We start from the raw sequence: 20,220 nt of genomic DNA on the forward strand, positions 1-20,220 counted from the left end.
AACTATGTCGTCTTACGATCCGCCTACGAGCTACAACAACCCCGCCGTTCCTCCGGCCCCGGAGAGCGCTCCCCAAGTGAACGTCGGCAAAGGTAAAGGCCGGATTAGGAAATTTGTAGCGTCCGCAGGGCCGGTCCAGCTGACCCGTGTCATCTTGGGCGCCGTCCTCGGATTGTTGTTCATCCTGACCTGGATCGGCACCGGGCCCGCTGCTGTCGACGCTGGCAGCCCTTCCACATGGAAGTCCGACCTCGCTGCTGCAAGCGTCAAAAACGACGTCAATAACGGGGAAACAAAGGGAGCCCCGCAGCAGTCGGTGGTCAACGGGTGGTACGCCAACGACATTGCTGCCATCACAGCCACGCAGAACACCTATATCGCCGCCAGCTCCGCCCGGAACGGCACCCTCCTGACGCTGCTCGGCCTCGGCATTGCCGGCGAGCTGATCCTCCGAGGACTGGACCGTGCACGACTTTCGGCGAACAACGCCGGGACGCACGTCCAGTGATCAAGCGTTCGGCGATGTTGCTAATTAGCGTCATTGTTCTGGGGCTCGCTGGCTTCGGAGTGGCCAGTTTTGCTGGTTACATGCCCTTCCAAACACGGCACGTCGACCGCAGCCAGCCTGCACTACTTAAATCGATCAAGGACATTAGTCAGTACCATGCCGCAGTGGGCAACTTTGAGGTAGTACTCGACGTTGAAGATGGCGTCTCGGGGATTCCGGCCATACTCGCAGGGCGGCGAACGCTATTCGTCGCCGCTGGAACCGTCAACACTTATGTCGATCTGTCCGGTCTCGTAGATAAGGACCTTACGCTGTCCTCCGACGGCAAGTCGGCGACTGTGCGGTTGCCGGAGCCGCAGCTGGACAAGCCTAATCTGGACCATGACAGGTCCTACGTGTTCAGCCAGGACCGCGGAGTGATTGACGCCATTGCGGATGCAATCGAGCCACCCCAACAAGCACAGTACTTCAAACTGGCCGAAACGAAGATGACCAGCGCAGCCGAGGAGTCGGAGCTTCGGAAGCAGGCTGGTGAAAACACACGGGCCATGCTGTCTGGCATGTTTAACTCTTTAGGAATCGAAGTCACTTTCCTGTGACAGGCAAATGACCCCGCTCGCCGAGCGAGCGGGGTCATTTAGCTTCACCAGCCGAATTAGCTTGGAGCGAGAGTTAGAAGTCCCAGTCCTCGTCTTCCGTGTTCACGGCCTTGCCAATCACGTAGGAAGACCCGGACCCGGAGAAGAAGTCGTGGTTCTCGTCAGCGTTCGGGGACAGCGCCGACAGGATGGCCGGGTTCACGTCGGTGACGGAAGCCGGGAACATCGCCTCGTAGCCCAGGTTCATCAGGGCTTTGTTGGCGTTGTAGTGCAGGAATTTCTTGACGTCCTCGGCCAGGCCCACGCCGTCGTAAAGATCGTGAGTGTACTGGACTTCGTTTTCGTACAGCTCGAAAAGCAGTTCGAACGTGTAGTCCTTAATCTCCTGGCGGCGTTCCTCGGAGACCTTCTCCAGGCCCTTCTGGAACTTGTAGCCGATGTAGTAACCGTGCACGGCTTCGTCACGGATGATAAGGCGGATCAGGTCAGCCGTGTTCGTCAGCTTGGCGCGTGAAGACCAGTACATGGGGAGGTAGAAGCCCGAGTAGAACAGGAAGCTCTCCAGCAGGGTGGAAGCCACCTTGCGCTTCAGGGGGTCGTCACCCTGGTAGTAGTCCATGACGATCTGGGCCTTCTTCTGAAGGTTCTCGTTCTCGGTGGACCAGCGGAACGCCTCGTCGATCTCCTTGGTGGAGGCCAGCGTGGAGAAGATGGAGGAGTAGCTCTTAGCGTGCACGGACTCCATGAACGCGATGTTCGTGTATACGGCTTCCTCGTGCGGGGTCAGCGCGTCCGGGATCAGGGAGACAGCACCAACAGTGCCCTGAATGGTGTCCAGCAGGGTCAGGCCCGTAAATACCCGCATGGTGAGCTGCTGCTCCGCCGGCGTCAGCGTGTTCCACGACTGGACATCGTTGGACAGCGGCACCTTCTCCGGAAGCCAGAAGTTGTTGACCAGGCGGTTCCAGACGTCGACGTCCTTATCGTCTTGAATCCGGTTCCAGTTGATCGCCTCAACATGGCTCAGAAGTTTGAGCTTATCGGTCAATTTGCGTCCTCCACCTTGGCTGTTTCACGGGAGCAAGCCTCCGTGCATGTTCAATTCTAGATGGTTGTGCGGGTGCCCTCGGGTCCGGCACCCGCACAACCAGGCCGCGACTAGACCCGCTGCTTTATCGTGCCGCCCGGATTTCGCTTTGCCGCAGTGTCAGTAATGAACTGACCAGTTCCTGCGGAACGGTTAACAACTCGGGTGTTCGAAGTTCCAGCCCCAACAAACTCGGTGGTCGTCGAGGCTGGACGCCGCCGCGCAGTTGCCGGGGACACAAACTCTCCAGTTCGGGCATCTCTTGAGATTTTCTGAGGCACTTCGGCCCCTTTCTGCCGAATGTTCGGCTGTTGATTCCTAGCTGGCATTTTTTGCCAGCTATCGAATCCCGCTCCGGGTTGGACGAGGGTCCAGCATCCCTGATACATTCGACATTCCAGATCGCATTTGGAATGTCTCGTGAGCGAGATTCTTGAGGAGTCATGTTGAAGCATGACTCCTCAGTCTTTTAACTCTCCTATTGAGATACGACGGCGGGCGGGCACCCGCCGTCGTACTTGGCTAGTTAGTTGAAGCTGCAACTACAGCATGCAGCTGACGCAGCCCTCAACCTCGGTCCCTTCCAGCGCGAGCTGGCGGAGACGGATGTAGTAGATGGTCTTGATGCCCTTCTTCCAGGCGTAGATCTGGGCCTTGTTGATGTCGCGCGTGGTGGCGGTGTCCTTGAAGAACAGCGTCAGCGACAAGCCCTGGTCCACGTGCTGCGTAGCCGCGGCGTAGGTGTCGATGACCTTCTCGTAGCCGATCTCGTACGCATCCTGGTAGTACTCCAGGTTGTCGTTGGTCAGGTACGGCGCCGGGTAGTACACGCGGCCCAGCTTGCCTTCCTTGCGGATCTCGATCTTGGACGCCACCGGGTGGATCGAGGAGGTGGAGTTGTTGATGTAGGAGATCGAGCCGGTGGGCGGAACGGCCTGCAGGTTCTGGTTGTAGATGCCGTGCTCCATAACGGAGGCCTTCAGCTCGCGCCAGTCAGCCTGCGTGGGGATGTGCACGTTCTTGAAGAGCTCGCGGACCTTCTCGGTCTGCGGAACCCATTCCTGCTCCGTGTACTTGTCGAAGAACTCGCCCGACGCGTACTTGGACTTCTCGAAGCCGCCGAACGTTTGGCCGGTTTCGACGGCCAGCAGGTTGGAGGCGCGCACCGCGTGGTACACCACCGAGTAGAAGTAGATGTTGGTGAAGTCCAGGCCCTCTTCGGAGCCGTAGTGGACCCGCTCCCGCGCCAGGTAGCCGTGCAGGTTCATCTGGCCCAGGCCGATGGCGTGGCTCTGGTCGTTGCCCTTGGCGATGGATGGCACAGAGGTGATGTTGGACATGTCCGAGACGGCGGACAGCGAGCGGATGGCCGTCTCGATGGTCAGGCCGAAGTCCGGCGAGTCCATGGTCTTGGCGATGTTCAGCGAGCCCAGGTTGCAGGAGATGTCCTTGCCGGTGTCGGCGTAGGACAGGTCATCGTTGTACGTGGTGGGCTGGGAAACCTGGAGGATCTCCGAGCACAGGTTGGACATGATGATCTTGCCGTCGATCGGGTTGGCCCGGTTGACGGTGTCCTCGAACATGATGTACGGGTAGCCGGATTCGAACTGGATCTCGGCGAGGGTCTGGAAGAACTCGCGCGCCTTGATCTTGGTCTTCTTGATCCGGGAATCGTCCACCATCTCGTAGTACTTCTCGGTGACCGAGACGTCGGAGAAGGGCATGCCGTAGACGCGTTCCACGTCGTAGGGCGAGAACAGATACATGTCCTCGTCCTTCTTGGCCAGCTCAAACGTGATGTCCGGGATGACGACGCCCAGGGACAGGGTCTTGATGCGGATCTTCTCGTCCGCGTTCTCGCGCTTGGTGTCCAGGAACCGGTAGATGTCCGGGTGGTGCGCGTGCAGGTACACGGCACCGGCACCCTGGCGCGCACCAAGCTGGTTGGCGTAGGAGAAGCTGTCTTCGAGGAGCTTCATCACGGGGATGACGCCGGAGGACTGGTTCTCGATCTGCTTGATGGGCGCACCCACCTCGCGGATGTTGGTCAGTGCGAACGCCACACCGCCGCCGCGCTTGGACAGCTGCAGTGCGGAGTTGATGGAGCGGCCGATCGACTCCATGTTGTCTTCGATGCGGAGCAGGAAGCAGGAGACCAGCTCGCCGCGCTGCTTCTTGCCGGCGTTCAGGAAGGTGGGGGTGGCCGGCTGGAAACGGCCGTCGATGATCTCGTCCACCATCTGCATGGCCAGCTGTTCGTTGCCGCGCGCCAAGTGCAGGGCCACCATGCAGACGCGGTCCTCGTAGCGTTCAAGGAAGCGCTTGCCGTCGAACGTCTTCAGCGTGTACGAAGTGTAGAACTTGAAGGCGCCCAGGAAGGTCTCGAAGCGGAACTTCTTCTTGTAGGCACGGTTGAACAGGTCACGGATGAAGTTCATCGTGTACTGGTCCAGCGTCTCGCGCTCGTAGTACTGGTTCTTCACCAGGTAATCGAGCTTCTCTTCCAGGTCGTGGAAGAACACGGTGTTGTTGTTAACGTGCTGCAGGAAGTACTGGTGGGCGGCCTCGCGGTCAGCCTCGAACTGGATTTCGCCATTGGGACCATAAAGGTTCAGCATGGCGTTCAGCTCGTGATAACCCAAGCCCTTGTAGGCAGCCGGCATCTCAGGCTTCTGGGCCCTGGTTACTTCTGTGTCTGCGACAGTCGTGTCCAAAACGTGTCCAATCCTTGGTTGACCCGGGTGACGTCTTCCGGCGTTCCCATGAGTTCGAATCGATAGAGGTGGGGTACCTGGCATTTGGCGGCGATGATGTCCGCGGCCATGCAGTAGTTTTCCCCGAAGTTTGTATTGCCGGCGCCGATGACGCCGCGGAGCAGTTGCCTGTTCTGCGGGTTGTTCAGGAACCGGATGACCTGCTTGGGAACGGACCCCTCTCCCCCGGTGCCGCCGTAGGTCGGCACCACCAGCACGAACGGCCGGGTGGCGAGGAGGGGTGCGTCCTTTGGATACAACGGGATCCGGGCCATCTCACGGCCAAGCTTCGCGACGAAGCGGCTGGTGTTCTCGGATGCCGAGGAAAAGTAGATGAGCTGGCTGTCCGTGACAACCTGCTCCGGCTGGTGGTGCGAAGTGGCCGGCGGGGACACCTCCACGCGCTGAGCCGCGTGGTGTTGCGAAGCGCTTCGCTGTGCTGTTGGTGCTGCCATGGGAGTCACCTCAGCTGGTTGATGGTTGCCGGCAGGAAAAGCGGAACTCCTAGGCCACGGAGGAAACGGCCGACAGCGCGAGTTCCTCGATCTTGTCGGGGCGGAAGCCGGACCAGTGGTCCTGGTCGGTGACCACAACGGGAGCCTGCATGTAGCCCAGTGCCTTCAGGCGCTCGAGTGCCTCGGCGTCCTGGGAGATGTCAACGCTCTGGTAGGTGATGCCCTTCTTGTCGAGCGCGCGGTAAGTGGCGTTGCACTGAACACAAGCAGGCTTCGTGTATACCGTTACGGTCATTGTCCCTGTCCCCTTAGTTGAACTCTTTTGCTGGGCCGGTGTCCCCGTCCAGCTGTATGTAGATACTACATGTAGTGCAGACGCCTCTTTGGAACCCCAAGATGATGTATTACAAGTATGTCATTTAATGCACCGTTAATCCACAGGCGGGGACCGGAAAATTGCCCGGGATCCCGGGTTTTTTGCGGGCTGGGTCCACAACCTGTGGACGGGGTTGCACACTTTTGCACAGTGCGCGTGTCGTGATTTCCCGGCGTGTCGCGCTGCGTGCCCCGACGCCGAAGAAGGGTCCCTCATCACTACATGTAGTGATGAGGGACCCTTCGATCAAGCACCTCAGCCGACGATTTCCTTCGCTTCTACCTGCTGGCGGGATTGAGCCGAGCGATGGCGGTGGACAACACAGTGGCGAAACTGCACCATGCCGCGTACGGAGCCAGCGATGCTCCGGCAACCCGGTTCAACCGGTACGTCCGCCGCACCAGGTCCGCGCTGCTGGCCGCCAGTACCGCCGCCTCGGCAGCGGCCAGCCACGGCCGGCGGGAGCGCCAGAAGAACCAGCTCCATGAAGCGTTGAGCACCAGGTTGGCGGCCAGCGCACCACGGTAGGCGCGCAGTTCCCGGCTGTGGTCGTTCCTGACCGGCCCCGGACTGTCGGCACGGTCCAGTTCAGCAGCCCGGTCCAACGCCACGGCCGACGTCACGGCCAGGTCCGCGTAGAGTGCTGTCCACACCACGGGAAAGGCAATCGCGGGCGGCTGCCAGTCCGGCTTGCGCAGCTTCAGGTACCAGCCACTCCGGGGGTCCGTCGCAACACCGCCCGCCGCGGCGGTGGCCACCGTCGCCGCGGTGGTCCATGCGAGTGTCTTGAGTTTCATGTGTCCTCCTGTCCCCGCTGGATACACGGTGAAACCTACAGCTGCGCCTCCCGGCGGTCCAGCACAATCTGCTGGACGTCCAGGTAGCCGGACTGGAACCCTGCGCGCGAGTAGCAGAGGTAGAACAGCCACATCCGCTGGAACACGGCGTCGAAGCCCAGGTCCCCTACCTCGCGGGAGCGGGCGAGGAACCGTTCCTCCCACAGCCGCAGGGTGGCTGCGTAGTGGTCGCCCATGCCCATCCGCTCCCGCACGCGCAGGGTGGTGTGCTGCTGGGTCACGCCCTCGATGGCCCGGACGGACGGCAGGAAGCCGCCGGGGAAGATGTATTTGTGCACCCACGTATAGGCGTTGCGGGTGGCGAGCATGCGCCCGTGCGGCATGGTGATCGCCTGGATGGCCACCTTTCCCCCCGGGGCCAGGACCCGGTCGATCGTCTGGAAGTAGATGGGCCAGTACTCGTACCCCACGGCCTCGATCATCTCGACCGACACGACGGCGTCGTACTCCCCTTCCACGGCGCGGTAGTCCTGCAGGGCCACCGTCACGCGGTCCGCGAACCCGGCCGCCGCAATGCGTTCCTGCGCCAGCGCCTGCTGCTCGCTGGACAGCGTGACGCTGTAGACGGTGGCACCACGGGCAGCGGCACGCAGGGCAAGCTCGCCCCAGCCGGTACCGATTTCCAGCAGCCGGGTACCGTCACCCACCCCGGCTTTGTCCAGCAACCGGTCGATCTTGGCCTGCTGGGCCTCCGCCAGGGAATCCCACGCCACCTCGGACAGCGGCCCGGCCCCGCCGGGAAACAGCGCCGACGAGTAGCTCATGGTGGAGTCCAGGAAGTTGGAAAACAAATCGTTGGACAGGTCGTAGTGCCGCGAAATGTTGCTGCGGGTGTTCTGCTCGGCGTTGCGCTCCTGTCGGGGCGTCCGCGGCAGGTACAGCGAGCGCAGCTTCTGCAGCGGCACGGGGATGAGCGTGTCCACGGAGGCGGCGAAGACTTCCAGCACCGCGGCCAGGTCGGAGGCTTCCCAGTCTCCGGCCATGAAGGACTCGCCCAGTCCGATCAGCCCGTTGTCGCCGATCCGGGCTTCGAATGCCGCGGGCCGCACCATGGTCATTACGGGAGCGTCCGGGCCGCCCATCCCCAGGACCGAACCGTCAGGGTATTCGACGCGCAGCGGCAGCCGCCTGACCGCGCCCTTGAACATCAGGCCTGCAGCCTTCCCTGCCACGTCGGCCTTAAGGCCCGACGGCGGCTGGGCAACACCGGGCCACAGGTCAGGATCGATGGTGGCCGGCGCAGCGGGGACACCACCGGCGGTCCAGGCTGCGGGCGAGTGGGTGGCGGCCGGCCCGTGGGTCTTGTTGTCGACGGAAGCTGAAGCAGTTCCGTTGTCGTCAGTCATTGTCATTGAACTGCCTCCTGTGAGGGGTGATGTGGTCTGGCAACGACGGGCAGGCGTCTTGCCCAGAGTTTAACGCCCTGGACCCGGATCAGGGCGGATACCAGCAGCGGCGCGGCAGGCACTGTCAGTGCCGCCGCAAGGATGTTGGGGACGGTGGCGGCCCGGCGCCTGCCGCCCATGGTGGCCACGAAGGGACGGTGCCCTTCGCGCTCCAGGATGATGGACACCGCGAGCCTGTCCCCGGGCGCTGGGACTTTCATCCTGTACTGCCCGTCGACGTCATTGAACGGCGACACATAGAACGCCTTCGGCACCGAGGCGCGGCCGCCGGGATCGGTCCGCAGCAAATAGCAATGCCGCTCCCCGTAAGTGTTGTGGACCTCGGCCACCACGCACTGGAGTTCCCCGCTGGAGCGGTAGCACCAGAACAGGGTGAGCGGATTAAAGACGTACCCAAAAACCCTGGCGCTGGTCAGCATGTGGATGGCGCCGCCGTCGGGCTCCATGCCCTGGGTCCGCAGGAACCGCTCCACGTTGGAGCGGATGTCCGCGTCCGGATCCCCCAGGTGGTCACCGGCCCGGAACACCGCCAGGGGCCGGAGCAGGAAGGGAAGCCGCGGAAGGTGGTCCACGTCCACGAACCAGCTGTAGCTCCGGTAAGTGAAGGCATTCTTCAACGGGGTGCGCCGCACATGGGAAATGGAGGTGCGGTAGATCGAGGCGTCCATGGTCACACAGGTTCTGCGGACAGCAGTTCCCGCTCCCCCTCGCCGGTGGAGTCTGCCGAATCGGCGGCGCGGGCCACCGGCCAAGTGCGGCCCAGCTTCTCAGCAGCCCGCACCCCGGAGAGGGCGCCGTCCTCGTGGAAGCCCCAGCCAAGGAACGCCCCGGCGTACGCGATCCTGCCGTCGCTCAGCGCGGCGATGGCCTGCTGGGCCTTCAGGGATTCAGGGGTGTACTGCGGGTGTTCGTACACCATCCGTTCCAGCACGGCGCTGTCGGAGATGAGTTCGGACTCGCCCAGGCTCACCAGGTAGGGCCTCCCGTCCACGGGCTCGAGCCGCTGCAGCCGGGTGAGGTCGTAGCTCACCAGGACCTTGTCCGGGCGGGCGTCGCACGCCGGAAGCCGGTAGTTCCAGGACGCCTTGGCGTTGTCCGCAGCCGGCAGGACAGCGGGGTCCTGGTGGAACACGGTGTGGTTCACCGAGTAGGGCATCCCACCCAGCGCCTCCTTCTCCTCCGGGGTGGCATCGGCCAGGAAGCCGAGTGCCTGGGCGGGATGGGTGGCGATCACGACTGCGTCGAAGTCTTCCAGCCCGCCTGCCGTTGCGAGCTCCACGCCCTCGGGCAGGCGCCGGATGGCGGTCACGGGAGTGTTGAGGCGCACGTCGGGGAGCGTGGCGGCAAGTCTTTCGACGTATCGTGCCGAGCCGCCCGTCACGGTGCGCCACTGCGGTGAGCCCTTGATGCCGAGCATCCCGTGGTGGCCGAGGAACGTGAAGAGGTAGCGCGCCGGATAGGCGAGTGCGGTGGTGGGATCGCAGGACCAGACAGCGCTGACCACCGGGGTCATGAAGTGCGATATGAAGTAGCTGCTGAATTTTTCCCGCGCCAGGAACTCTCCCAGCGTCAGTTCGGGGACGTCAACTTCGCCGCTGACGGCCGACGGCGGCGCGGTCCTGAGCAGTTCCCTCGCCTTCCGGTAGAAACGGGTGACTTCAAGCAGCATCAGCAGGTAGCGGCCGCGCAGCAGGCTGGAGGGCCTGGCAATGATGCCGCGGGCGCCGTCGCGGGCGCCGGCGTATTCCAGGCCGCAGCCGTCGCAGCGGATGGACATGCTCATCTCCGAATCCTGGGTCTCGACGCCAAGTTCCGCGAAGAGCCGCAGCAGGGTGGGATACGTCCGTTCGTTGTGCACGATAAACCCGGTATCCACGCCGATGACGCTACCGTCGGCCTGGGGCATTTCATGGGTGTGGGCATGGCCGCCCAGGCGTGAATCGGCCTCGAACAGGGTGACATCGTCCTGCCTGTTCAGTACGTAGGCGGCGGTCAATCCGGCCACCCCGCTGCCGATCACGGCGAAGCGCCGCCGGCCGCCTGCACTTACTGCTGGGTCAAGTGACACTTCAGGCTCCTCTGCTGAACATTGCCGCTGTTCTGGTTATACAGAGGGCTATTCGGCGCGGTCGCGGCGGCGGATGGGTGCAGTACTGTGAACTGGTGGTAAATCCCGTGCACCTGAAGACCCTCCTGGAGGTCACGCGGCTGGGCTCGTTCGCTGCGGCAGCCGCAACGCTTGGCTACACGGCCTCTGCCGTCTCGCAGCAGATGTCCGCGCTGGAGCGGGAAACGGGCGTCACCCTCTTCCAGCGGTCGGCGCGCGCCGTGATCCCTACGGAAGCCGCCGTCGTCATGACCAGGCACGCCGCCAAGGTGCTCACGGACATCGAAGCGCTGATGGCCGCTGCCTCACGGACGCAGGACACCGGGAGCCAGGAACTGCGGCTGGGCATCTTCCCCAGCCTGGCCACGTATGTCCTGCCGCGGATCCTGAAGAATCCGGCGTGGAAGAGGCTGGGGATCGACCTGCGGGTCTCCGTCGCGGAACCGGGCCAGACCATCCAGGGGCTGCGCACCGGAGGCGACCTGGACCTGGCGGTGGTGTTCCAGGTGGGCCAGACCGGCTTCGCGTGGCCCAACACGATCAACCGGCAATGGATCGGCGACGATGATTTCCGGGTGGTCCTGCCCGCCGGGTGGGGCTTCCGGGCCGATGCGAAGGTCGCGGCCGACCACCTGTCGGAGATGCCCTGGATCATGCATCATCCGGGCACCAGCGACGCCATGGTGATCGAGCGGCTGTTTGCCGGCTGCAACCTGCACCCCCGGGTGGTGGCGCACAGCGATGACTTCCACGCCAGCCTGGAGATGGCAGCCGCCGGCTTGGGCGCCGCCCTGGTTCCCGAACTGGCGCTCCGGAACAAACCCGCGGGCGTGGTGGTGCTGGACGTGCCGGAAATCCGGCTGGCCCGGAACGTCTTTGCGCTGCTGATCAATGACCGGAAAACCGCCAGGGTGCAGCTTTTCGTAGACCTGCTGGCCGAGACTCTCGCCGGGATGCGCACCGCGGTGAATTAGGCGCGAACGCTGGAATGGTCTGCCCTTCGGGTCTATGTTGAGACTATGAACAAGGTAGCGAGCCAGCACTTTGGGGAGATTGAGCTCAACCACGGCATGGATCATCTCTTCGCCGCCAAACATGAGCTGCGCGGCCATCCGCTGGAACTCGACCTGAAAATCAACGCCCACGACCACTTCGATGAAGCCGCACTGCGCAAGGTCGAATACCGGCTCCGCTTTCTGCCCGAACTGGTCGACGAGGTCCGGGGAATGATCGCCGAGGAGCTGGAGCAGGACGGCACCAGTCCGCAGGAATACCTGCACTTCCACTGCAACGCGCTCAAGGACGAACAACTGCATAAGGTCTTCGGCGTCCAGGACCGGAGCCAGCTCACCAACGAGGTGTTCCTCAAAGCCCTGAAGCTGGGGCATGTAGCCATCTACCCCGGGCAGCCGGAACGCTACTTCGTCCTGGACTTCACCCTCGGGGAGCACTTCACCGATGAGATCCTGGTGGCATCCGCTGACCAGGACGGCGTGGTGGACGACGAAATCGTCTGGGAGTCCTGAAGGGGATAATCTCCGGGGCGTTTGACCCTGGTGCTGCCGCGCTGCCGGTCCCAGCATAGGAGTTATGCAAGAGATCAGAACCGGTACGTGGCGGCTCGCTGCGTCGCTGATACTCGCCGGCGTGCTGGCATCAATATTCGCCGGCGTGTTCCACGCTGAGTCCCACGACGCCAACGACCACGTGGCCTCCTTCACTGCATACGCCAACAGCGGCATCTGGACCGCCGTGCATCTGGGCCAGTTCCTGGGGATGGCGTTGGTGTGCGCTGGACTCGTTTCCCTATGGGCAGCAAGTGGCGCGCAGCGCCATGCCATGACCTGGGTTGCCCGGTTTGGCGCCCTTGCCGCCGCTGCCGCCCTGGCACTCTATGCCGCCCTGCAGGCAGTAGACGGCGTGGCCCTGAAGCAGGCGGTGGATGCATGGGCCGCAGCTCCGGAACCCGAAAAGGCAGCCCGATTCGCCACGGCCGAAGGCATCCGCTGGCTGGAGTGGGGAATGCGCAGCTACCACAGCTTCCTGCTGGGAGCCGCGCTGGTACTGCTGGGCGTTGTTGTGGTGGCCATGCACCGTGTTCCCCGGATCATCGGATTACTGATGGCGCTGTCCGGAATGGGCTATCTGGCGCAGGGGTGGATCATCGGCGAAACAGGGTTCTCGGGTGCCAACTCGGTGCCAACTTTGGTTGCTATCGTGGCGATCGTCGCCGCGAGTGTATGGCTGTTCATCACCGCCGTGCGGATGAAGGATACGACGACGGCGGCGGCCCACCCAAGGTGACCCGCCGCCGTCGAGCGTTGCCTTACTTCGCCGTTTCCAGCAGGCCGGCGCGCACCGTCTGCGTGGCCTTGACCAGGTTCCGCAAGGACTCTTCAGTCTCGGCGTAGCCGCGGGTCTTCAGCCCGCAGTCAGGGTTGACCCAGAGCTGGCGGGACGGGACATGCCGGACGGCGGTGCTGAGCAGCTCCGTGACTTCCTGCTCGCCGGGAACGCGCGGGGAGTGGATGTCGTAGACGCCCGGGCCGACCCCGCGGCCAAAGCCGTGGGCCTCGAGGTCGTGGACCACCTCCATGCGGGAACGGGCGGCCTCGATGGAGGTCACGTCGGCGTCCAGGCCGTCGATCGCGTCGATGATCACGCCGAACTCGGAGTAGCAGAGGTGGGTGTGGATCTGGGTGGAATCGGCGGCACCGGCCGTGGCCAGGCGGAATGAGCCGACGGACCACTTCAGGTAGTCGGCCTGGTCGGCCTTGCGCAGCGGCAGCAGTTCGCGCAGGGCCGGCTCGTCCACCTGGATGACCTTGATGCCGGCGGCTTCGAGGTCGGCAATCTCGTCCCGCAGCGCCAGTCCCACCTGGTTGGCGGTTTCGCCCAGCGGCTGGTCGTCGCGGACGAAGGACCAGGCCAGGATGGTGACCGGACCGGTGAGCATGCCCTTCATCGGCTTGCTGGTCAGGGACTGCGCGTACTCCGCCCACTTGACGGTTATGGGGGCACTGCGGGTGACATCGCCCCAGAGGATGGAGGGCCGGGTGCAGCGTGAACCGTAGGACTGGACCCAGCCGTGGACGGTGACGTCGAAGCCTTCCAGGTTTTCGGCGAAGTACTGCACCATGTCGTTGCGCTCGGGCTCACCGTGCACCAGGACGTCGTAGCCCAGCTCTTCCTGCAGGTCCACCACGCGCTTGATCTCGTCCTTCATGAGCTGCTCGTACTGTTCATCACTCAGCTCGCCCTTGGTGTTGCGCGCGCGGGCTGAGCGGATCTCTGACGTCTGCGGGAAGGAGCCGATGGTGGTGGTGGGCAGCGGCGGCAGGTGCAGCGCCTCCTCCTGGGCCGCTTCGCGCACCGCGTAGTCGGACCGGGTGAAGTCCCCAGCGGTCAGGGCTTCGGTGCGGGCCCGGACGTCCGCGCGGTGGACGCCTTCTGCGGTGGCACGCGAGGCGATCACGGCGGTTGCCTGGTCGATGGCGGCTTTGGCGGAGGCGGGGTCTGCCAGGTAGGAGGCCAGGGTGGTGACCTCCGCGGCTTTCTGGTCCGCGAACGCAAGCCAGCTGCGGAGTTGCGCGGGCAGCCGGGTCTCCTCGTCAACGTCATGCGGGACGTGCTGGGTTGAGGTGGACGTGGAGACTGCCACCTTGCCTGCGGCGGCCCTCAGCCCATCGAGTTTCGCGGCCGAGGCAGCGAGGTCGTTGCGCCAGATGTTGTGGCCGTCCACGACGCCGGCAACCAGGGTCTTGTTGCCCAGGCCCGCCAGTGCTGCGGCGGAGGGAACAGCGCCCTTGAAGACGTCGATGTGCAGGGCGTCGATGTTGGTGGCGGCAAGCGTTCCCAGCTGGCCGCCGAGGGACCCGTAGGGGGTGGAGACGAGGATCTGCGGGCGGTTGGCCGCCGCGGTGAGGATGTCGTAGGCGCGGGCAACCGCTGCTTCGACCTCTGCAGCGGGGGTGTCCTGGTCGACCACCAGTGCGGGTTCGTCGAGCTGCACCCAGCCGGCGCCGGCGGCGGCCAGCTTTTCGAGCAGCTGGACGTACACCGGCAGGATGTCCTCGAGGCGGGACAGCGGCGCGAAGCCGGCCGGGGCGTCGTCGGAGGCCTTGGACAGGAGCAGGTAGGTAACCGGGCCGACGATGTACGGGCGGGTTTCGATGCCGTTGGCCAGTGCGAAGGCGAACTCGTCGACCTTGGCGGTGGAGGCCAGGGTGAATTCGGTTTCGGGGCCGATCTCAGGGACCAGGTAGTGGTAGTTGGTGTCGAACCACTTGGTCATTTCCAGCGGCTGCTGGTCCTTGGTGCCGCGGGCCAGGGTGAAGTAGCCGTCGATGTCCAGCTGCCCGGCGGCGTTGAGGAGCCTGCCGAAGCGTGCGGGCACGGCACCCAGGTGGGCCGTGGTATCCAGGACCTGGTCGTAGTAGGAGAACGTGCCGGGGACGGCTGCGGCCTCGGTCAGTCCCAGGTCATGGAGGCGCCTGGCGGTGGACAGCTGGATGTCCTTGGCGGCCGCGTCCAGTGCGGCGGCGTCGATTCGGCCGGCCCAGTAGGCTTCGACGGCCTTCTTGAGTTCGCGGCGGCGGCCGATCCTCGGGTAGCCGAGGAGTGAGGCGGACGGGAAGGGCGTGTTGTTTTCAGGCATGGCAAAGGTCCTCAGGTCGGAGGTAGGTCAAAAAGGGCGTGGGTCAGCGCGGTGAAGCGTGGAGGGTGCCGGGCCGGCGTTCAGCTGGCCAGCTGGGTCCGGGCAGCGGCGGCGCGGGCGTGGCTGCTGCGGTTATGCCGCGGCAGGGCCAGCTTGTCCAGGACTTCCAGCGCGCTTTGGTGCTCGTTGAAGGTGTAGAGGTGGAGTCCGGGGGCTCCGGCATCGAGGGCGGCATTGGCCAGGTCGACGGTGGCGTCGACGCCGATGTGGAGCCGTTCAATGTCGTTATCGGCAGCCGCGAGGCGATCCATCAGCCTGGGTGCCGGTTCCACTCCCGCCAACTCCCCCAGCCGCTTGAGGCGGCGGAGGCTGGTGAAAGGCATGACGCCGGGAATGATGGGAATGGTTACGCCGGCACGGCGGGCCCGGGTGAGCAGGTCCTCGTACTGCGAGGCTTCGAAGAACACCTGGGTGATGGCGAAATCGGCGCCGGAACGCTGCTTGGCGAGCAGCACTTCGACGTCGTGGTCTTCGCTGGGTGACTCCGGGTGGCGGGTGGGGTAGGCCGCCACGCCAACAGCGATCTTCCCGGCACAGAGCAGGGCCGAACGGCGCTGCTCCACCCGGCGGATGAGGTCGATGAGGTCCTGGGCGTACCGCAGGGACCCGGCCGCCGGCGGGGCGCCGTCCTGGGGGAGGTCGCCGCGCAGGGCGAGGATGCCACGCACCCCGATGTCCAGCAGGTCGCCGATGATCGCAGCGAGTTCCTGGGGGGTGTTGCCCACGCAGGTCAGGTGGGCCAATGGCCGCAGCGTAGTTTCGACCAGGAGCCGGTTGATGAGCTCGAGGGCGGTGTCCCGGTTCGATCCGCTGGCGCCGTAGGTGACGGAGACGTAGTCGGGCTCAGTAGTCTCCAACTCGCGGATTGTGGTCCAGAGGGTCTCCGCCGCCGCGGGCGAACGCGGCGGGAACAACTCATAGGAGAGAGCCACCGGGGCGGTCTCGGATAACTGGGGATGTGCGTCAATAAGGCTTGGTGGTGACATTTGCGTCCTTGGCTTTTGGGCCATTGGGGCTGCCTGCCCCAAGGGGCGGACAACCGGCAATGAATTTGAGTTTGGGAACACGGAGGGACTCCACGAGGACGCAGCCGCGACTGTTACGCCTGGAATGAAGTAGTCCGTGAGCAAATGTCAGGCCCACATGGGGGCACCCACACCCTCCGGAGCGGAGGATCGCTGACACGTTACCGCGGTAACTTGTCTAAGACTCTAGGGGGCCCGGCGGGCCGGGGACAAGTTGGTACCGAATTAAGACGCAGTTTTACGGGTTGTTTCTTGCGGCAACAGAATAATGTTCGTCCGTGGGCGCCCTACCACGGTCGCTCCGGGGCGGTGGCGTCCCCGCCGTCCAAGTATTCTTCCCGTTCGCGCCCGCTGTTCCGCTCCCGTTCCGCTTGCCGGGCACTGTCCTGCAATTGGTCCAGCTGATCCTGCCGGTTGTCACCGGACGGGTCCGGGGTCGGCTCCCCCGCCGGCGCAGGTTGCTGCGCCGCTTTTTGTCCGGCGGCCCCCAGTTTGTCTTCCAGCCGGCCTTCAGCGTCCGACAAGCGGCCGCCCGCTCCACCCTCTGCTTCGTTGGACCGGCAGCTTTGCGGCGCCTGCCCGGCAACGTCCAGCGCCTGCGTGAACAGTTGAACGGCCGACGCCGGGTCCCCGGCCTGAAGGCGCTGGTCACCCAGACGTTCAATCACCAGGACGAGGTTCACGCGCACCGGGCATTCGTCGCCGGATCCGTCCGGGACCATCGCCAGCGACTGTTCGAACAAGGTCCGGGCACTCTGGTGGTCACCCGACAGCACGGCAGCATCTCCGGCGGCGAACGGCGCCTTGTGCGGCTCCACCAGGTTGGCTATTCCAAGGCCGCCGGCCGCACTGCCCACCGCGGACGTGTTTCCGGCCTCGAAACCGGTGGCGGCCTGACGGGCGAGGAGGCCCAGGCTGAGGAGCTTGGCGGCGACACACAGCGCCAGGAGCACCGGCAGGGCGGACCACAGCAGCAGGCGGCGCCTGCGGATGTTGGCCGTCATGGTTTGCCCCCATTGCGGGACGCGGGACGGAGCCCCTGGAGTTGACGGATGATGCCCACCGCTTCGGGCAGGGCCAGCAGGAAGGCGCCGATGGAGAAGGCCCAGTAAAGCTCGCTGGCAGCTCCCAACGATCCGTCCTGGTCCGTTCGTTCGGCCCTGCCGGGGTGGGCCCGTTCCATCATGGCTGCCACAGGATCGCCGGCAGAGCGGTGGAGGTAGGGCACGCCCAGCTGGGAAGCGACGGTCCGCAGCCGCCCTTCGTCGATGACGGACAGCGCGTCCCCGGAGCTGCCGGGCCGGGTGTCCTGCACGTAGTTCGCCGGGGCACCGCTGCCGCCGCCGTCGGAAGCCTGGCCGGTGTTCGCTTTCATCCGGCCGCCGCCGGAGGTGCCGTACCCCAGCACCGCTCCCCCGGCCACCAGCCCGCCGTCGACCTTCATGGCCTCCGGCTCCTTGCCGCGGGTCTGTTCACCGTCCCCCAGGTAGTACACCAGCCGGGGCCGGTCCGGCCGGCTGTCCCGGGCAGCGGCCAGCCGTTCGGAAAGGACCTGCCTGGCCGCGGTGATGCTGCTGCCCCTGGCGTAGGCGGTCACCTGGGGTTCCATGACGTCCGTAATGGTTTCCAGCGCCAGGGTGTCGGTGCTGAGCGGCATCCGGACATGCGCCGTGGTGTCGAAGGTGATGACGGAGAAGCGGGCTCCCGGCAACTGTTCGGCGATGGCCATGATGTCCCTGCGGACGCCGTCCAGCCGCGGGGACCTGTTGCCGTAGTCCTCGGCCACCATGCTGGTGGTGGTGTCCACCACGAAGAACACGTCCAGGTCGGCGGTGGCGGCCTGCACCGAACCGCCGGGCATGGCGGGCCGGAGGGCTGCCACCAGGACCAGCAGGACAATCCCGCCCCGCCGCACCGCCACGCGGCTGCGCAGCGCTGTCCGCTGCAGGTGCCACAGGACCGCGGACAGTACGAGCCCGGACAGCAGCGCAACGCCCAGCGGCAGGCCCGGCACTTCCGAAAACACTGCCCGCGGTGCTCCCTGGATCGCCGCCCTTTCGGTCTGCTCCACGGCGGTGACAATTTCCGGCACAGCATCGGGACTGCCAAGGGAGTAGTACGAACCGCCGGTAGACAAAGCAGCAGCGCGCAGCCGGGCACCGGGTTGGTCGGAATCGCCGCCGTAGTCCAGATCGCCCGGATTAAGAGCGTAGACATGCACCGACCGCTCCTTCGCCAGCAGGGCAGCCTGCTCCAAGGTCAGGATCGGCTTGCCCGAAAGGAAGTTGTCCGTGGCCAGCACCACAGACCGCGAACGCGTGGGCATACTGCCGCCGCCTGCCGCGTTCCCGTCCTCACCGGAGGGTCCGCCGGTGGCTCCCGGGAAGCTGTTGAGGCAGGAGGCCAGGCCATCCCCGATAAGCGAGGATCCCCTGCTGCTCCAGGTGCCGTCCAGGAATCCGGAGCTTCCTGGTTTGCCGTCAAAGGCGTCCTTGGCAGCCTGCAGCTGCTCCTGGGCGTAGGCATAGTCATCGGTCAGCGGAAACACCTGGATGGCGCTGCTGTCGAAGATGGTCAGGCCGATCCGCTCGCCGCGGAAGTTCTTCGCCAGGCCGGCGAAGACCTCCACGACCGCAGCGTCGGCACCGCTCATGGAGCCGGAGGCGTCCAGGCAGAGCATGACGTCGCGGTTGTGCTGCTCCGGGCGGATGGTGGTCACGTCCGCCGGCCGCGCTGCCGCAACGGCCGTGGCTGCCAGCAGCACCGCGCAGGCGGTCGCGGCAGCGGCCATCCAGCGGCGGTGCCGCCGGAGGGCTGCCTGGTATTCCGGGAGGGCGGTGAGCCTGTCGGCGTGCGCCACGGGCCGGCGCCCTACGTTGGAGCCCCGGCGCCCGCGCAGCGCAACCCAGGCCGCCGCACCGGCGGCCAGAGCGGCGAGCGGCAGCAGCCACCAGAAGATCAGTTCCATGCGCGCACCGCCTCGGAAGCTTTTGCTGCCGAGGCAGCCACGGAGGGCAGCGGTCCGGGGCCGAATTCGGCGGGATAGAGGGCCTCGATGACGTGTGCCGCAGCCGGGAGCGGGTGCCGGGCCAGGTCCTGGTGCGTCATCCTGGTGGCGTCGACTCCCGTTGCGTCCCGCACGAACCCGCGCAGCAGGAGGCTGACCTGCTGGTGCGCTGCGCGTGCGTCAAGGTTTCCCGCCGCCGCCTCCTGTTCCACATCGCGGATCCGCTGCAGGTACGCCGCCTTCAGCCCGGGCAGGTCCGTCAGGGCGGACCGGGAGCGGGCCCGGCCGGCCGTGGAGCGCACAGGAGGACGCGTGGTGGCAAACACGAAGACGTACCACCCTGCCACCAGGGCCAGGACTGCCGCGCCGCACCACATCCAGGCCGTGCTGTACTGCAGCGGGCCGTAGAACCCAGGGTCAGCCTGCACGCCGGTGCCTCTCCAGGAGGGCGAACAAGCTGGCGATGACATCCCCGCTGCCGGCCACCTCACCTTCGGTGATTCCGGCCGATTGCAGCATGGCTTTGCGCGCTGCGTCACGGTCCTTAGCGGCTGCGGCGTAGGCAGCCGCTACCACGGAGGACGTGGCCGGCTGCCAGGCAAGGAGGGAGGAATCTGCCACGCTGTAGGAGTCGCCGCTCCGCTGTAACCTTGCGTCGGCCAGGGGTGGAGGAACCAGTTCCGCATCCCTGACCGTCAGCCACAGGATCTCATGCTGGGCGCGCAGCCTGCGCAGGAGGCGTCCGGTGGCATCGTCCGCAGCCAGTTCATCCGCGACGACGAACAGCAGGTGCCGTCCGCTGATGTTCCGCGCGATGTAGTCGAGCTGGTCGCGGATGCTGCTGCCAGGCGCGTCGAGGCCAGTGTGTGAGTCCACGTGCCGGAGCAGCCGTTCGAGATGCGCCTCTCCGCCCTTCGCCGGGAAGGACCGGGTTGCGGCCGAGTCACCGCACACCATTCCCACCACGTCGCCGTGACGGAGGGCCAGGTAGCCCAGGACGCCGAGGGACAGCACGGCGATGTCCTTCTTCGCTTCCCCGGACCGCGCCTCCGCCGCCATGTTGCGTCCGGTATCGGTGACCAGGAGGACTGTCTGCCTGCGGACGGCCACGTAACGCCGGATCAAGGGCGAGCCGTGGCGCGCCGACGCTTTCCAGTCAATGTCGCGGACCTCGTCACCGGGGACGTAGGCGCGCAGGTCGTCGAAGTCCAGGCTGCGGCCCCTGAACACGGAACCGTATTCGCCGTCGAGCATGCCGCGGGCTTTGCGGTGCGCGAAGATGGCAATCTTCGATTTCACGCGCTGGAGGAGGGTGGCCATGCG

Annotated in this window: 19 protein-coding genes; 5 read left to right on the forward strand and 14 right to left on the reverse strand. The window is 65.2% G+C overall.

Annotated features, from left to right (window positions below; genetic code table 11):
- Positions 1-4 precede the first annotated feature (4 nt).
- A complete protein-coding gene (locus tag PV772_RS10260) occupies positions 5-508 on the forward strand; it encodes a hypothetical protein (protein ID WP_347886075.1) in 504 nt (167 codons plus the stop codon).
- Positions 505-1,107 (forward strand): DUF4230 domain-containing protein, encoded by a 603-nt coding sequence (locus PV772_RS10265; protein WP_347886076.1) that lies wholly within the window; start codon positions 505-507, stop codon positions 1,105-1,107. Before PV772_RS10260 ends, PV772_RS10265 begins: the two co-directional genes overlap by 4 nt.
- A 73-nt stretch (positions 1,108-1,180) precedes the next feature.
- On the opposite strand, the gene nrdF is transcribed toward PV772_RS10265, so the two are convergent.
- The 8 genes from nrdF to PV772_RS10305 form a co-directional block, all read right to left on the reverse strand.
- Positions 1,181-2,155 carry a class 1b ribonucleoside-diphosphate reductase subunit beta gene (gene nrdF, locus PV772_RS10270; RefSeq protein ID WP_347886077.1) on the reverse strand — a complete coding sequence of 325 codons (975 nt, stop codon included), beginning with the start codon at positions 2,153-2,155 and terminating at the stop codon, positions 1,181-1,183.
- A gap of 581 nt (positions 2,156-2,736) precedes the next feature.
- The gene (nrdE, locus tag PV772_RS10275; RefSeq protein WP_347886101.1) at positions 2,737-4,857 is read right to left on the reverse strand and encodes a class 1b ribonucleoside-diphosphate reductase subunit alpha; all 2,121 of its coding nucleotides are present in this window, start codon (positions 4,855-4,857) and stop codon (positions 2,737-2,739) included.
- A gap of 20 nt (positions 4,858-4,877) precedes the next feature.
- Positions 4,878-5,348: a class Ib ribonucleoside-diphosphate reductase assembly flavoprotein NrdI gene (gene nrdI, locus PV772_RS10280; RefSeq protein WP_141161562.1), complete on the reverse strand. Its 471-nt coding sequence runs from the start codon at positions 5,346-5,348 to the stop codon at positions 4,878-4,880.
- A 103-nt stretch (positions 5,349-5,451) separates the two neighbouring features.
- A complete protein-coding gene (gene nrdH, locus PV772_RS10285; protein WP_013601222.1) occupies positions 5,452-5,697 on the reverse strand; it encodes a glutaredoxin-like protein NrdH in 246 nt (81 codons plus the stop codon).
- A gap of 359 nt (positions 5,698-6,056) precedes the next feature.
- Entirely contained in the window at positions 6,057-6,575 is a 519-nt protein-coding gene (locus tag PV772_RS10290; protein ID WP_347886078.1) for a TspO/MBR family protein, read from the reverse strand.
- A 35-nt stretch (positions 6,576-6,610) separates the two neighbouring features.
- On the reverse strand, positions 6,611-7,987 hold the full coding sequence (locus tag PV772_RS10295) for a class I SAM-dependent methyltransferase (RefSeq protein WP_347886079.1): 1,377 nt from the start codon (positions 7,985-7,987) through the stop codon (positions 6,611-6,613).
- On the reverse strand, positions 7,984-8,715 hold the full coding sequence (locus PV772_RS10300; protein WP_347886080.1) for a DUF1365 domain-containing protein: 732 nt from the start codon (positions 8,713-8,715) through the stop codon (positions 7,984-7,986). Before PV772_RS10300 ends, PV772_RS10295 begins: the two co-directional genes overlap by 4 nt.
- Positions 8,712-10,109 (reverse strand): FAD-dependent oxidoreductase, encoded by a 1,398-nt coding sequence (locus tag PV772_RS10305; protein WP_347886081.1) that lies wholly within the window; start codon positions 10,107-10,109, stop codon positions 8,712-8,714. Before PV772_RS10305 ends, PV772_RS10300 begins: the two co-directional genes overlap by 4 nt.
- Positions 10,110-10,204: 95 nt before the next feature.
- On the opposite strand from PV772_RS10305, the gene PV772_RS10310 reads away from it, so the two are divergent.
- From PV772_RS10310 to PV772_RS10320, 3 genes are all read left to right on the forward strand, one after another.
- Entirely contained in the window at positions 10,205-11,122 is a 918-nt protein-coding gene (locus tag PV772_RS10310; protein WP_141160251.1) for a LysR family transcriptional regulator, read from the forward strand.
- Between the two features lie 45 nt (positions 11,123-11,167).
- Positions 11,168-11,674 (forward strand): DUF2004 domain-containing protein, encoded by a 507-nt coding sequence (locus PV772_RS10315; protein WP_141160250.1) that lies wholly within the window; start codon positions 11,168-11,170, stop codon positions 11,672-11,674.
- A 64-nt stretch (positions 11,675-11,738) separates the two neighbouring features.
- Entirely contained in the window at positions 11,739-12,452 is a 714-nt protein-coding gene (locus tag PV772_RS10320; RefSeq protein ID WP_168225745.1) for a DUF4386 family protein, read from the forward strand.
- A 22-nt stretch (positions 12,453-12,474) separates the two neighbouring features.
- Here the strand turns inward: PV772_RS10320 and metE are convergent, their stop codons facing one another.
- From metE to PV772_RS10350, 6 genes are all read right to left on the reverse strand, one after another.
- Complete coding sequence (gene metE / locus PV772_RS10325; protein WP_347886082.1) at positions 12,475-14,805, reverse strand: 5-methyltetrahydropteroyltriglutamate--homocysteine S-methyltransferase; 2,331 nt, start codon at positions 14,803-14,805, stop codon at positions 12,475-12,477.
- Positions 14,806-14,885: 80 nt separating this feature from the next.
- The gene (locus PV772_RS10330; RefSeq protein WP_141160247.1) at positions 14,886-15,851 is read right to left on the reverse strand and encodes a methylenetetrahydrofolate reductase; all 966 of its coding nucleotides are present in this window, start codon (positions 15,849-15,851) and stop codon (positions 14,886-14,888) included.
- A gap of 326 nt (positions 15,852-16,177) precedes the next feature.
- Positions 16,178-16,894 (reverse strand): hypothetical protein, encoded by a 717-nt coding sequence (locus tag PV772_RS10335; RefSeq protein WP_141160246.1) that lies wholly within the window; start codon positions 16,892-16,894, stop codon positions 16,178-16,180.
- Entirely contained in the window at positions 16,891-18,858 is a 1,968-nt protein-coding gene (locus PV772_RS10340; protein WP_347886083.1) for a VWA domain-containing protein, read from the reverse strand. Before PV772_RS10340 ends, PV772_RS10335 begins: the two co-directional genes overlap by 4 nt.
- The gene (locus PV772_RS10345; RefSeq protein ID WP_141181708.1) at positions 18,849-19,325 is read right to left on the reverse strand and encodes a hypothetical protein; all 477 of its coding nucleotides are present in this window, start codon (positions 19,323-19,325) and stop codon (positions 18,849-18,851) included. Before PV772_RS10345 ends, PV772_RS10340 begins: the two co-directional genes overlap by 10 nt.
- Positions 19,315-20,217: a DUF58 domain-containing protein gene (locus tag PV772_RS10350; protein ID WP_347886084.1), complete on the reverse strand. Its 903-nt coding sequence runs from the start codon at positions 20,215-20,217 to the stop codon at positions 19,315-19,317. The genes PV772_RS10345 and PV772_RS10350 overlap by 11 nt, the downstream gene beginning before the upstream one ends.
- Positions 20,218-20,220 lie beyond the last annotated feature (3 nt).

Origin of the sequence: Pseudarthrobacter sp. CC12 (assembly GCF_039907755.1) — a bacterium.
Lineage (GTDB): Bacteria > Actinomycetota > Actinomycetes > Actinomycetales > Micrococcaceae > Arthrobacter > Arthrobacter niigatensis.

Excerpts from the sequence above, each read along its gene's own strand:
- PV772_RS10260 (WP_347886075.1), top strand. The coding sequence starts at position 5 with ATGTCGTCTTACGATCCGCCTACGAGCTACAACAACCCCGCCGTTCCT.
- nrdE (WP_347886101.1), bottom strand. The coding sequence starts at position 4,857 with ATGCCGGCTGCCTACAAGGGCTTGGGTTATCACGAGCTGAACGCCATG.
- nrdH (WP_013601222.1), bottom strand. The coding sequence starts at position 5,697 with ATGACCGTAACGGTATACACGAAGCCTGCTTGTGTTCAGTGCAACGCC.
- PV772_RS10290 (WP_347886078.1), bottom strand. The coding sequence starts at position 6,575 with ATGAAACTCAAGACACTCGCATGGACCACCGCGGCGACGGTGGCCACC.
- PV772_RS10295 (WP_347886079.1), bottom strand. The coding sequence starts at position 7,987 with ATGACAATGACTGACGACAACGGAACTGCTTCAGCTTCCGTCGACAAC.
- PV772_RS10315 (WP_141160250.1), top strand. The coding sequence starts at position 11,168 with ATGAACAAGGTAGCGAGCCAGCACTTTGGGGAGATTGAGCTCAACCAC.
- PV772_RS10320 (WP_168225745.1), top strand. The coding sequence starts at position 11,739 with ATGCAAGAGATCAGAACCGGTACGTGGCGGCTCGCTGCGTCGCTGATA.
- metE (WP_347886082.1), bottom strand. The coding sequence starts at position 14,805 with ATGCCTGAAAACAACACGCCCTTCCCGTCCGCCTCACTCCTCGGCTAC.
- PV772_RS10330 (WP_141160247.1), bottom strand. The coding sequence starts at position 15,851 with ATGTCACCACCAAGCCTTATTGACGCACATCCCCAGTTATCCGAGACC.
- PV772_RS10335 (WP_141160246.1), bottom strand. The coding sequence starts at position 16,894 with ATGACGGCCAACATCCGCAGGCGCCGCCTGCTGCTGTGGTCCGCCCTG.
- PV772_RS10340 (WP_347886083.1), bottom strand. The coding sequence starts at position 18,858 with ATGGAACTGATCTTCTGGTGGCTGCTGCCGCTCGCCGCTCTGGCCGCC.
- PV772_RS10350 (WP_347886084.1), bottom strand. The coding sequence starts at position 20,217 with ATGGCCACCCTCCTCCAGCGCGTGAAATCGAAGATTGCCATCTTCGCG.